Consider the following 12900-nt stretch of genomic DNA (forward strand, 5'->3'; position numbering starts at 1 on the left):
GATCGCGAATTGCTTGCAATCACTCTGTGCGGTCATCGTCCCCAACGGCGGAAGCACCGGTCGCCGGGTCGGCTACGGTGGAGACCGCTCGCACCGATCGACCGCCAGCTGCTGGGAGGCGTCTTGCGCATCATCGTCCGGATCCTGCTCGTGCTCGCCGCCCTGGTCTGCGCCGCCACGCCCGCGCTCGCGGCACCGGCCGTCGACGACACCACCAGCCGCAAGATCGACGAACTGCTCGCCGTGCGCGCCGACGCGGGCGCGATCAGCCGGGCGGACCTGCTCGCGCGCCTGTCCACGCGCCTGCTCGGCACACCGTACGGCGCGAACATGCTCATCGGTTCGGCCACCGAGCCCGAACAGCTCGTCGTCGACCTGCGTCGCGTGGACTGCTTCACCTTCCTCGACTACCTCGAGGCAGCGTCCCGCTCGGCCGACCGGGACCAGTTCCTCAGCAACCTCGTCGCCACCCGCTACGTCGACAGCCGCGTCGAATTCACCCAGCGCAAACACTTCTTCACCGACTGGGCGGCCACCGGGCGCGTCGCCGCCACCGACATCACCGCGAGCCTGAGCCCCGCCGCGGTCACCGTCACCAAACACCTCAACGCCAAAGCCGACGGCGGCACCTATCTGCCGGGTCTGCCCGTCGTCGACCGGGCGATCACCCACATTCCCGCGGCAGCCGTCGACGGGGGAGTCGTGGCCGGGCTGCGCACCGGGGATTTCGTCGGCGCCTACACCCCCGACGCGGGCCTCGACGTCACCCACGTCGGCCTGATCGTCCAGACCGCCGACGGCCCGATGTTCCGCAACGCGTCCTCGCTGGCCGCCTACCAGGTCCTCGACACCCCGCTGGCCGACTACGTCCGCACCACGCCGGGCATCGTCGTGCTGCGCCCGCTCTGACCACCCGCACCACCATCGAGGGATTCGCCGTGACCACCCTGCCCGACCGCCCCCACACCGCACTGCTCGTCGTCGACGTCCAGAACGGGGTCGTCGGCGAAGCGATCCGCCGCGACGAAGTGGTCGCCAATATCGCCGCCCTCGTCGACCGGGCGAGGGCCGCGTCGGTGCCGGTGATCTGGGTCCAGCACTCCGGCGACGACCTCGTCACCGGCACCGAGGCCTGGCAGTACGTCCCCGAACTCACCCGCACCGACGACGAACCCCTCGTGCACAAACGGTACGGCGACTCCTTCGAGGACACCCCGCTCGACGACCTGCTCGCCGACGCGGGCGCCGGGCACCTCGTCGTCGCCGGCGCTGAGTCCGACGCGTGCATCCGATCCACCATCCACGGCGCGTTCGTCCGCGGCTACGACGTCACCCTCGTCGCCGACGCCCACACCACCTTCGACAAAACCCCGTGGGGCGCACCGCAACCCGCCGAGGTCATCGCCCACACCAACCTGTACTGGCAGTATCAGCGGGCACCCGGCCGCACCGCCGCCGTCCGCCCGACCGCGGAACTTGACTTCAGGTCGACCTGAACCGGCACGGTGGTCCCATGACCACCTTCGACCACGCCCGCAGCCTCGGCTACGACCGCCGCGCCACCCAGCTGCTCGGCGGCCTCTACCGCCGCATCGCCGCCGACATCGACACCGCGACCGCACCCGGCGCCACCGTCGCCGACATCGGCACCGGCCCGGGAAAACTGCTGTCTCACGTGGCGACCCGCCGCCCCGATCTGCGCCTGCACGGCATCGACCTGTCCCCGCACATGATCGAGATCGCCCGCCACAACCTGCACGGCCACCCCGTCGACCTCGCCGTCGCCGACGTCACCGACCTCCCGCACCCCGACGCGAGCATCGACCTCGCCGTCTCCAGCCTGAGCATGCACGAATGGCCCGACCTGGACCCGGCCGCCGACGAACTGCACCGCATCCTCCGCCCCGGCGGCACCCTCACCGTCTACGACTTCCGGTTCACCCGCGCCGGGGCCGTCCAGGACACCCTGCGCGCCCGATTCGGCACCGTCGACACCGCCGCCGTCCGGCTGTCCTGGCATCCCGTCGCCGTCGTCACCCGCTACCGTGCCACCGCCTAGGCTCGACGAATGACGGGTGAGCACACCACGATCGGCGCGGCGGCGGCACACTTCGGACTCGCCACCCACGTCCTGCGGCACTGGGAGGACCGCGGGCTGCTCACCCCGGACCGCGACTCGGCGGGGCGGCGCCGCTACCGCGACACCGACCTCGACACCATCGCCATGATCGTCCTCGGCAAGAAAGCCGGACTGTCCCTGGACGACCTGACCCTGCTGTTCACCCGGGCACCCGACCGCGCCACCCGCACGCAAGTCCTGCACGCCCACCGAGCCCGCCTCGCCGACCAGCTCGCCCGCACCCGCGCCGCCCTCGACGCCGTCACCCACGTCCTGGACTGCGACGCCGAGGATTTCCGCACCTGCCCGCACTTCCTCGACCAGGTCGCCGCCGTCCGCCCGGCTACCGCACGTGCCCTCCGAGACCGGCCGATGACACCGTCCCGTGCTGGGAAACCCCGCCCCGACATGAGACGATCGCGCAGGTGACCAGCACGCCGGAGCGGCCCCAGCACCTGCGGGACCTCGCCCTGCTGCGCCGCGTCCGCGACCGGATCGACCGCGAATACGCCCAACCACTCGACGTCGAAGCCCTCGCGCGCGGCGTGCACATGTCCGCCGGGCACCTGAGCAGGCAATTCCGCCTCGCCTACGGTGAATCGCCCTACTCGTACCTGATGACCCGCCGCATCGAACGCGCCATGGCGCTGCTGCGCCGCGGCGACCTCAGCGTCACCGAGGTCTGCTTCGCCGTCGGATCGTCCTCACTGGGCACCTTCAGCACCCGCTTCACCGAACTCGTCGGCGTCCCGCCCAGCGTCTACCGGCAGGAGGCGCTGGCGACCCAGGGCATGCCGTCGTGCGTGGTCAAGAAGGTGACCAGACCGATCAGGAATCGAGAAGCGCCGGTCTCCCGCGACAATTAGCGTGGTCGCCATGAACATCACCATTCACCAGAGCTACCTGCCCCAGGACGACCCCGACGCCGCCCTCGCCTTCTACCGTGACGCGCTCGGCTTCGAGGTCCGCAACGACGTCGGCTACAACGGCATGCGCTGGATCACCGTCGGCCCGCCCGACCAGCCCGGCACCGCCATCGTGCTGCACCCGCCCGCCGCCGACCCCGGCATCACCGACGACGAGCGCCGCGTCATCACCGAGATGATGGCCAAGGGCACCTACGCCGGCATCAACCTCGCCACCGACGACCTCGACGGCCTGTTCGAGAAGCTCCAGGCGGGTGATGCCGAAGTGGTACAGGAACCCACCGATCAGCCCTACGGAATCCGCGACTGCGCGTTCCGTGACCCCGCGGGCAACATGGTTCGCATCCAGCAGACCAAGTAAGCACCACCGCCGGTAGATTCGAGAAACCGGCGACGCCGACCGACCTGAGGGAGATCCATGAGCACGGCCAAGAAGTCCAGTACCGCGACCGTCGAGCCGGCCGACGCCCACGACCTGATCCGGGTGCACGGCGCCCGGGTGAACAACCTGCGCGACATCAGCGTCGAGATCCCCAAACGCAGACTGACGGTCTTCACCGGCGTCTCCGGCTCCGGCAAGAGCTCGCTCGTCTTCGGCACCATCGCCGCCGAATCCCAGCGCCTCATCAACGAGACCTACAGCGCCTTCGTCCAGGGCTTCATGCCCAGCCAGTCGCGCCCCGACGTCGACGTCCTCGAAGGCCTCACCACCGCCATCCTCGTCGACCAGTCCCGCCTCGGCGCCGACCCGCGCTCCACCGTCGGCACCGTCACCGACGCCAACGCCATGCTGCGCATCCTGTTCAGCCGCCTCGGCGACCCGCACATCGGCTCCTCGCAGGCCTTCTCCTTCAACGTCGCCTCGATCAGCGGCTCCGGCGCGGTCGCCGTCGAGAAGCACGGCGTCACCGTCAAGGAACGCCGCAGCTTCAGCATCACCGGCGGCATGTGTCCCACCTGTGAGGGCAAGGGCACCGTCAACGACATCGACCTCACCCAGCTCTACGACGAGAACAAGTCGCTCGACGAGGGCCCGTTCACCATCCCCGGCTACAGCATGGACGGCTGGATGGGCCGCATCTACAAGGGCAGCGGCTTCTTCGACCCGGCCAAGCCGATCAAGAAGTACACCAAGAAGCAGCTCGCCGACCTGCTCTACAAGGAACCGACCAAGATCAAGGTCGACGGCATCAACCTCACCTACGAGGGCCTGATCCCCAAGATCCGCAAATCCATGCTGTCCAAGGACGTCGACGCGCTGCAGCCGCACGTGCGCGCCTTCGTCGAGCGCGCCGTCACCTTCGGCACCTGCCCCGACTGCGACGGCACCCGCCTCAGCGCCGAAGCCCGCTCGTCCAAGATCGACGGCATCAGCATCGCCGACGCCTGCGCCATGCAGATCACCGATCTCGCCGAATGGGTCAAGGGCATCGAGGACCCCTCGGTCGCCCCGCTGCTGGAATCGCTGCGCCAGACCCTGGACTCGTTCGTCGAGATCGGCCTCGGCTACCTGTCGCTGTCGCGCCCCTCGGGCACCCTGTCCGGTGGTGAAGCCCAGCGCGTCAAGATGATCCGCCACCTCGGCTCCTCACTCACCGACGTCACCTACGTCTTCGACGAGCCCACCGCCGGCCTGCACCCGCACGACATCCAGCGCATGAACGATCTGCTGCTGCGCCTGCGCGACAAGGGCAACACCGTCCTGGTCGTCGAACACAAGCCCGAGACCATCGCCATCGCCGACCACATCGTCGACCTCGGCCCCGCCGCGGGCTCCAAGGGCGGCACCATCTGCTTCGAAGGCACCGTCGACGGCCTGCGCGCCAGCAAGACCGTCACCGGCCGCCACTTCGACGACCGGGCCGCCGTCAAGGACACGGTGCGCGAGTCGGGGAGCGCGTTGCAGATCCGCGGCGCCACGGCCAACAACCTGCGCGCGGTCGACGTCGACATCCCGCTCGGCGTGCTCGTGGCGATCACCGGCGTCGCCGGGTCGGGCAAGAGCTCGCTCGTGCACGGCTCGATCCCGATCGACGAGGGCGTCATCTCCATCGACCAGGCGCCCATCAAGGGCTCCCGGCGCAGCAACCCCGCCACCTACACCGGCCTGCTCGACCACATCCGCAAGGCCTTCGCCAAGGCCACCGGCGCCAAACCGGCCCTGTTCAGCGCCAATTCCGAAGGGGCGTGCCCGAACTGCAACGGCGCCGGTGTCGTCTACACCGACCTGGCCATGATGGCCGGTGTCTCCACGGTGTGCGAGGTGTGCGAGGGCAAGCGGTTCATGGCCGAGGTGCTCGACTACACCTTCGCGGGCAAGAACATCAGCGAGGTGCTGTCGATGCCCGTCGACGAGGCCCGTGAGTTCTTCGGCGAGGGGGAGGCCAAGACACCCGCCGCCCACAAGATCCTCACCCATCTCACCGAGGTCGGCCTCGGCTACCTCACCATCGGCCAGCCGCTCACCACGCTGTCCGGCGGTGAACGCCAGCGGCTGAAGCTCGCCACCCACATGTCCGACAAGGGCGGGGTGTACATCCTCGACGAACCGACCACGGGCCTGCACCTGGCCGACGTCGAACAGCTGCTCGGCCTGCTGGACCGGTTGGTCGACGCGGGCAAGTCGGTCATCGTGGTCGAACACCACCAGGCCGTGATGGCCCACTCCGACTGGATCATCGACCTCGGCCCCGGCGCCGGTCACGACGGCGGCCAGATCGTCTTCGAAGGCACCCCGGCCGACCTCGTCGCCGCCCGATCCACCCTCACCGGCGAGCATCTCGCGGACTACGTCGGCGCCTGAGCCGTCGCTATCCTCCCCCGGGACAACGGTTCCCGGGGGAGGAGTCCCACTTCCCGTCGCGTCCGCTGTGACGTATCTCGCCGCCTTCCCCTCTGGTCCGCGCCGCACTCACCGGCCTAGCCTGAGTGTCCGTTGCACGCGAAATCACTTGCACCAGAGGGATATTCGGTACCAATCGGACATTCCTGAGACGTCGGTGACTCGCTGATTTCGGCGTGCGCTCTGATCGCCCCGCCTCCGGACGCGTCGACCGACAGCGCCGGACCGGTGGCCGAATCGTGGCAAGGAGTCGCGCCGGTGACACATCGAGTCGTCCTGAACCGCCGCAAGGCGTTCGCCGCCCTGGCAGTGCTCGCGGTCGCCGGGTGCGGCGCCGCCGACACCACCGCCACCGCACCCCACTGGGACTACGACGCCGAGGGACCCGATCACTGGGCCGATCTCGACAAGCACTACGCCACCTGCCGCAACGGTCACGCCCAGTCACCGATCGACCTCCCCGACGCCGCCGAGGCGCACCCCGCCGATCACATCGAGATCGTCTACGGACCGACCCCGACGGCCACCCTCACCAACACCGGCCACACCATCCAGACCAGCGTGCCCGCCGGCTCGGGCAACCGGATCATCGTCGACGGCACCCCGTTCTCCTTGACCCAGTACCACTTTCACCTGCCCAGCGAACACACCGTCGTCGGTACCGAGACCGCCATGGAACTGCACCTCGTGCACACCGACGCGGCCGGACGGCTGGCCGTCCTCGCCGTGCTGCTGCACGCTCAGCCCGGGCCCGCGCCGGTGAGCAGGGTCCTCACCGCGTCCCCGGATCGCGTCGGCGCCACCCGCACCCTGAGCAATATCGACCCCCGCACATTCCTTCCCGACGATCTCGCCCAGTTCCGCTACGAGGGTTCGCTGACCACGCCGCCGTGCACCGAAGGTGTGGCCTGGATCGTGCTGCGCACCCCGAGTCCCGTCGCGCTCGCCGACGTCGATCGGTATCGCGCCCTGTTCCCGCACAGCAACCGGCCGACACAGCCACGCAACGGCCGCCCGGTCATCCTCGCCGGGACCGACTAGGACCGATCACGGCCGGGGGAGTAGCCCCAGCGTCATGTGCCGGACCAGATCGTCGAGGAGCTGTTCGGCGTCGTAGTCGGCGGTGTACCCCGACCCGACGAAGGTCGCCAGACCCTGCACGGCCGCCAGCGCGGTCACCCCGAGCCGTTTCGGGTCACCGGGCACGATCTCGCCCGCGGCCTGCCCCTCGGCGATCATCGCGATCGGGATGGCGAAGGCGCGATCCGCGGCCGCCTGGATGCCGGTGTCGGTGGAGCTGTGCCTGCGCGCGAACATCAGCGGGAGCAGTTCGGGATTGTCGAGGGCGAAGCGGAGATAGGCCCGCGCGAAGGTTTGCAGTCGCGTCGTGATCGGGCCGGTCGTCACGGCCTGTTCGAAGCAGGCGCCGAGCCGTTCGAGCCCGGTCACGGCCAGCGCGTCGAGCAGCGCCTGTTTGTCCCGGAAGTGCCGGCTCGGAGCCGCGTGACTGACCCCGGTGTCGCGGGCCAGCTGACGCAGCGACAGGCCGTCCGCCCCGACCGTGCGCAGCGCCGCCTCGGCGTGCTGCAGCAGCGCGGCGCGGAGGTCTCCGTGGTGGTAGCGCGAGTGCAAGGACATGGTGGTGGCAGGATATCCGACTGCCACCAAATGTTTGCATTGACTACTTTGTAGTCGCTGACTACATTGACGATGCCATGACTGACAACACCGCGCCGCCGCGCCCGCCGAGCAGCATGCCGATCCGCGAGTGGTTGGCACCGATTACGCTGGTCACCGTGCTGGCCGCACTCCTGGGCACCATGTACCTCGGCTACACCGCCGACCCACAGAAGCACCTGCACGACTTCCCGATCGCCGTCGTCAACCAGGACGTCGGCGACACCCTCGCGGGCACACCCACCAACCTCGGCGCCCAGATCACCACGGCACTGGGGGAGAACATCCCCGCCGACAAGATCGACCTGCGCACCGTCGGCCTCAACGAAGCCCAACGCCAACTGCGCAACGGCGAGGTCTACGGCGCCATCGTCATCCCCGGCGACTTCACCAAACGCGTCGCCGTCCTCGGCGCGTCCTCGATCGTCCCCGGCGACGTCGAACAGCCGATCATCTCCGTCCTGACCAACCCCCGCGCGGGCACCCTCGCCGCCCAGATCATGGCGACGATCGCCGACCAGGCCATGACCCAGGTCAACACCACCGTCGGGACACAGCTCACCGACCAGGTCCGCGGCGCGATCGGCACCGCACCCCTCAGCGGCGCGGCCAAGCTCCAGCTCACCCAGCCCATCGACGTCGTCGTCACCCCGTACCACCCGCTACCCGAAGGCACCGGCCAAGGCCTGGCGGCCTTCTTCTACACCCTCGTCCTGCTGATCGTCGGCTTCAGCGGCGCGATGATGATCAACTCCCTCGTCGACGGCTCCCTCGGCTTCGTCCCCGCCGAGTACGGCCCCTGGCACAAGATCGCCGCCCGCGCCCGGATCAGCCGCTGGCGCACCCTGCTCATCAAATGGGCGATCGCCGCGATCAGCGCACCACTGGCCTCCGGCGTCTTCCTCGGCATCGGCGCCCTGCTCGACATGTCCATCGAGCGACCGCTGATGCTGTTCCTCTACGGCACCCTCGCCATCATCGCCATCGCCGTCACCGGCCTGTCGGTCATGGCCGCCTTCGGCACCGCGGGCCTGATGATCAACCTCATCGTCTTCGTCGTCCTCGGCATCCCGTCGTCCTCGGGCACCATCCCACTCGAAGCCACCCCGCGCTGGATCGCCGACCTGGCCGCCTTCGAACCCATGCACCAGATCTACCTCGCCGTGCGCGCCATCCTGTTCTTCGACGGCAACCTCGAAGCCGGTATGGGCCAGGGTCTCTGGATGACCCTCGTCGGTCTGGCGATCGGACTGGTCCTCGGCGCCGTCGCCACCCACCTCTACGACCTGCGCGGCCTGCACCGGCTCGGCCTCGACCACCGCCAGGAACCAGCCACCGCGCACTAGCGGACACCTCACTCGACACCCCCACGTGGAAGGGCACCTGATGCGCGAGTTCGAAGCCCCCGCTTCCTACACCGTTCCGGAACACGCGAACAACTCCGACAGCGTGTTCCGGCACGCCGAACACTCGCCGGACACGGTGCTGTTCGACGTCGCGACCGGCGACGTCACCGCCGCCGAATTCGCGCGCACCGTCACCGATGTCGCAAAAGGCCTCATCGCCTCCGGCGTCGGGCTCGGCGACCGGGTCGCCATCATGGCCCCCACCCGCTACGAGTGGGTCGTGCTCGACCACGCCATCTGGGCCGCCGGCGGCTGCACCGTCGCCATCTACGACAGCTCCGCCGCCGAGCAGGCCAAATGGATCCTGCAGGACTCCGCGACCCAGCTGCTCGTGGTCGACAGCGACAAGCACCGCCGCGTCATCGACCAGATCGACCGCGCCGCACTGCCCGCGCTCACCGAGATCCTGCGGATCGACCAGGGCGCGGTCGCCGAACTGACCAGGCGCGGCGCCGACCTCGACGACGAGACCGTCCACACCCGGCGCGCACAGGTCTACGCGAACTCCCCGGCCACCCTGATCTACACCTCGGGCACCACGGGACGACCCAAGGGCGTCCTGCTGTCCCACGCGAACCTCTACGCGGAATCGAAGTCCGACCGGATCGAACTGGCGGACTTCGTCGTCGACGGCCACAAGACACTCATGTTCCTGCCGCTCGCGCACGTGTTCGCGCGCGCCGTCACCCTGGCCGCCCTCGATGCCAAAGTCATCGTGGGGTTCAGCGCCGACTGGTCCACCCTCGTCGACCAGTTCGGCAGCTTCCGACCGCACTTCATCCTCGCGGTGCCACGCGTGTTCGAGAAGGTCTTCAACGGCGCCAAGCAGAAAGCGCACGCCGGCGGCAAGGGCCGGATCTTCGACCGAGCCACCGAGACCGCCATCGCCTGGAGCGAGTCGCTGGACAGTGGTGGGCCGGGACTCCTGCTGAAGCTCGAGCACGCCCTGTTCGACAAGCTCGTGTACCGGCAGTTGCGCGGCGCGCTCGGCGGACGCTGCGGAGCGGCCGTCTCCGGCGGGGGACCGCTCGGCGCCCGCCTCGGCCACTTCTTCCGCGGCGCGGGCATTCCCATCTACGAGGGCTACGGACTCACCGAGACCACCGCGGCCATCACCGTGAACACCCCGCAGCACACCAGGGTCGGCACCGTGGGCCGCCCGACCGACGGGCACGCCATCAAGATCGCCGACGACGGCGAACTCCTGCTGCGCGGCCCCGTGGTGTTCCACGAGTACTGGGGCAACCCCGACGCCACCGCGGACGCGTTCACCGACGACTGGTTCCGCACCGGCGACCTCGGCGCCATCGACCGGGACGGCTACCTCACGATCACCGGCCGCAAAAAGGAAATCATCGTCACCGCGGGCGGCAAGAATGTCTCGCCGGGCCTGCTCGAGGATTCCCTGCGCGCACATCCGCTGATCGGTCAGGCAATGGTCGTCGGCGACGGCCGCCCGTTCGTCGGCGCACTGATCACCCTCGATCCCGAGGCGCTTCCCGGCTGGCGGCAACGGCACAACCTGCCCGCCGATACACCGGTCCAGACCCTTGTCGAGAATTCCGATCTCGTCGCCGAGATCGATGCCGCCGTCGCCGACACCAATACGCTGGTGTCACACGCCGAGGCCATCAAGAAGGTCCGGATCCTGCCGTCCGACTGGACCGAGGCGACCGGCGAGCTGACTCCCAAGATGTCGCTGCGGCGTGCGGAGGTCATGAAGAAGTACGCGACCGACGTCGACGCGATCTATTCATGACTTCCCCGGTGCCTTTATTTCGTCACAGTGACGAAATAAAGGCACCGGGGAAGTGGAGGGGGAGTGTGCACCCTGTCGCCATAGACCTGCGAATCCATGATTTCTCGACATCGGGAGCCGTTGACCGGCAGCTGAAGGCATTCATCACGAGCGGTCATGAATTGACCATCCGGTGGCGAACGCGGAATTCGACGTCACATATCGAAGCCGTCGATACGCGGCGTTGTGAATGCGAAGAAGTTCTGGCGGACCAATGTGGAACAGCGTGGGCGCCCCGGCCATCGGTCGGCACGCAATGCATGTCGGCAGACGCTGCATCCAATAATGCAAAACACCCACCCGACCGGCGCCGTTCAAACGCCGATAATGCACATTATGTCAACTAGAACGTTACGTGCAGCGCCAGCCGAAACGTCGATCGTTCCCCCGCCGTTGTTGTCCGGGGTCAACGCTTGGGCGTCAGAGTGATGGAACCGATCACCACGTCACCGAAATATGCCGGACCCGCGTACCCGCCCTGTCCGTCGCTGATCAGCACGACCCGGTGGCCGGGAAACAGGTCCACGTAACCACCGTCGGGCGTCGGATGAATCGGATAACGCCCTATCAAGACCAGGTTCCCGTCTTCCACTCGCCCGTCGCGTTGCAGGAGCACGATGCCGGCCGACCATGTCGTCGAGGTGTATGTGCCGGGTTCGACATCGGCGACTGCTTGACCGACCGCACCGACGAGCGTGGCCGCGCCCACGGCCACAGCTATCGCAGCGGTCCGGACTATCACCGGTATGGCGCGTATGGACATCGTCTACTCCTGAGGCCCCGGGGTTACCAACTCTACGCCCGCCGACCATCACCGTCGAAGAGATCACCGCCCCGCACTGTGCGTCGGGCACAAACTGTTCGGAGTCAGAATGTCCGAAAAATGATGTGACGATACCAGCGGCAGACACCGAGGGCGAACCGTAGACGGAAGTTGTCCCCTTCCACCGTGATTCCGTAGCGGCCGGTGATCTGCTGGATGCGGTACTGGACGGTGTTGCGGTGGACGTCGAGGAGGCGGGCGGTGCCCGAGTAGCTGCCGCCCTCGGCCAGGAAGACCTCCAGGGTGTGGCGGAGCATGGCCATCTTGGCGCCGTCGTCGGCGAGCGGTCCGAGGACGCGGCGGACCAGTCCGGCGAGCTCGTCGGGTTCGTCGGACAGCAGCGCGAACGGAGCGACGGTGTCGAAGTCGACCACCGGTGGGGCGTCGGGCCCGGCGGTCACGGCGAGGTTCTTGGCGCGGGCCGCGCTGCGGGCGGAGTTCCGGAATCCCGGGAGCCCGTCACCGACGGTGCCGATGGCGACCCGGACGGGCAGCCCGGAGGCCGTGATCTGGTTCGCGAGGTCTTCGGGTGCGAGGTGGTGGTCACCGGTCGACGGAAACCAGATGCGCAGCGCGCGTTCGCCGGTCGCGGCCGCCAGCTCCGCTCCCCTGGCGCCCATCGCCGTCGACAGGAGCTGGCGGGCCTGGTCGAGCGCGCGGGCCGCGTCGGCTCCCGGGGTGTCCGGTGGGGTCCAGACCTCCGCGGCGCGGTGGGACTGGTCGAGCCGGTAGTCGAGTGCTTCCTCGGCGGCCGGGACGTCGACGTCGTCGCTGTCGAGCAGGCGGGCGATCCACTGCTGGCGCGCGGCTTGGCGGCTGCTGAGCCAGCGGTCCCGTTCGGTCTCGTAGATCCGGCCCATGGACGAGTTGAGCCGGTCCAGGTAGGTGCCGGCGAAGCGGAGCAGTTCGGCGATCCTGGTGGCCTGGTCGGGGCCGGGGACGGCGAGGATCAGGCCGATGGCCGCGTCGAGGAGGCGATACTGGCCCAGGCCGTACGCGCGCAGGAGCACGGTCAGCGGCACGCCGCGCCGGGCCAGGCGCTGGGCGTAGGCGGCGGCGCCCGCGGGTGGGCTGACGGTGGCCGGGTCGATGTTGTTGGCCAGGACGTACTGCACGACGGCGATGTTCTCGGCGATGCTGGCGGCGCGCAGGTCGGCCAGGTCGAAGGCGATGTCGGTCACCGGGATCATCTGTTCGGTGACGCGGATCAGGTCCTCGGTGATCGCGTCGGTGAGTGGACCCAGGGCCTGGCCGACCCAGACGAGGGATCCGTACGCCGCCACCGTCCACTCCGTCCGCTGTACAAAAA

At 68.7% G+C, this 12900-nt stretch carries 13 protein-coding genes; 10 read left to right on the forward strand and 3 right to left on the reverse strand.

The features are described 5' to 3' along the window. Positions 1-123 precede the first annotated feature (123 nt). The 8 genes from ACFVW6_RS26755 to ACFVW6_RS26790 all read left to right on the forward strand — a co-directional run bounded on the left by ACFVW6_RS26755 (position 124) and on the right by ACFVW6_RS26790 (position 6928). The gene (locus ACFVW6_RS26755; protein WP_378825834.1) at positions 124-909 is read left to right on the forward strand and encodes an N-acetylmuramoyl-L-alanine amidase-like domain-containing protein; all 786 of its coding nucleotides are present in this window, start codon (positions 124-126) and stop codon (positions 907-909) included. Positions 910-938: 29 nt separating this feature from the next. Further along, entirely contained in the window at positions 939-1496 is a 558-nt protein-coding gene (locus ACFVW6_RS26760; RefSeq protein WP_365011761.1) for a cysteine hydrolase family protein, read from the forward strand. Between the two features lie 17 nt (positions 1497-1513). Beyond that, a complete protein-coding gene (locus tag ACFVW6_RS26765) occupies positions 1514-2059 on the forward strand; it encodes a class I SAM-dependent methyltransferase (protein ID WP_378825837.1) in 546 nt (181 codons plus the stop codon). 9 nt (positions 2060-2068) lie between these two features. Continuing rightward, positions 2069-2548 carry a MerR family transcriptional regulator gene (locus ACFVW6_RS26770; RefSeq protein ID WP_378825840.1) on the forward strand — a complete coding sequence of 160 codons (480 nt, stop codon included), beginning with the start codon at positions 2069-2071 and terminating at the stop codon, positions 2546-2548. After that, positions 2545-2985: a helix-turn-helix transcriptional regulator gene (locus tag ACFVW6_RS26775; RefSeq protein WP_218720192.1), complete on the forward strand. Its 441-nt coding sequence runs from the start codon at positions 2545-2547 to the stop codon at positions 2983-2985. The genes ACFVW6_RS26770 and ACFVW6_RS26775 overlap by 4 nt, the downstream gene beginning before the upstream one ends. Before the next feature lie 10 nt (positions 2986-2995). Next, positions 2996-3406, forward strand: a complete 411-nt coding sequence (locus ACFVW6_RS26780) for a VOC family protein (protein ID WP_378825843.1) — start codon at positions 2996-2998, stop codon at positions 3404-3406. 57 nt (positions 3407-3463) lie between these two features. Then, positions 3464-5848: an ATP-binding cassette domain-containing protein gene (locus ACFVW6_RS26785; RefSeq protein ID WP_378825845.1), complete on the forward strand. Its 2385-nt coding sequence runs from the start codon at positions 3464-3466 to the stop codon at positions 5846-5848. A 297-nt stretch (positions 5849-6145) separates the two neighbouring features. After that, positions 6146-6928, forward strand: coding sequence for a carbonic anhydrase (locus tag ACFVW6_RS26790; protein ID WP_378825847.1), 783 nt, complete (start codon positions 6146-6148; stop codon positions 6926-6928). A 6-nt stretch (positions 6929-6934) separates the two neighbouring features. Here the strand turns inward: ACFVW6_RS26790 and ACFVW6_RS26795 are convergent, their stop codons facing one another. After that, positions 6935-7525 (reverse strand): TetR/AcrR family transcriptional regulator, encoded by a 591-nt coding sequence (locus ACFVW6_RS26795; RefSeq protein WP_378825849.1) that lies wholly within the window; start codon positions 7523-7525, stop codon positions 6935-6937. Positions 7526-7602: 77 nt separating this feature from the next. On the opposite strand from ACFVW6_RS26795, the gene ACFVW6_RS26800 reads away from it, so the two are divergent. Both ACFVW6_RS26800 and ACFVW6_RS26805 read left to right on the forward strand, forming a co-directional pair. After that, positions 7603-8910, forward strand: coding sequence for an ABC transporter permease (locus ACFVW6_RS26800; RefSeq protein WP_378825851.1), 1308 nt, complete (start codon positions 7603-7605; stop codon positions 8908-8910). A 40-nt stretch (positions 8911-8950) separates the two neighbouring features. Continuing rightward, complete coding sequence (locus ACFVW6_RS26805; RefSeq protein ID WP_378825853.1) at positions 8951-10729, forward strand: AMP-dependent synthetase/ligase; 1779 nt, start codon at positions 8951-8953, stop codon at positions 10727-10729. 445 nt (positions 10730-11174) lie between these two features. Here ACFVW6_RS26805 and ACFVW6_RS26810 read toward each other — a convergent pair whose 3' ends face one another. Both ACFVW6_RS26810 and ACFVW6_RS26815 read right to left on the reverse strand, forming a co-directional pair. Beyond that, on the reverse strand, positions 11175-11531 hold the full coding sequence (locus ACFVW6_RS26810; RefSeq protein ID WP_378825856.1) for a hypothetical protein: 357 nt from the start codon (positions 11529-11531) through the stop codon (positions 11175-11177). Positions 11532-11635: 104 nt separating this feature from the next. Continuing rightward, complete coding sequence (locus ACFVW6_RS26815) at positions 11636-12874, reverse strand: PucR family transcriptional regulator (RefSeq protein WP_378825858.1); 1239 nt, start codon at positions 12872-12874, stop codon at positions 11636-11638. Positions 12875-12900: the final 26 nt, after the last annotated feature.

Source organism: Nocardia sp. NPDC058244, from assembly GCF_042882065.1.
In the GTDB taxonomy this organism is placed as follows: Bacteria; Actinomycetota; Actinomycetes; order Mycobacteriales; family Mycobacteriaceae; genus Nocardia.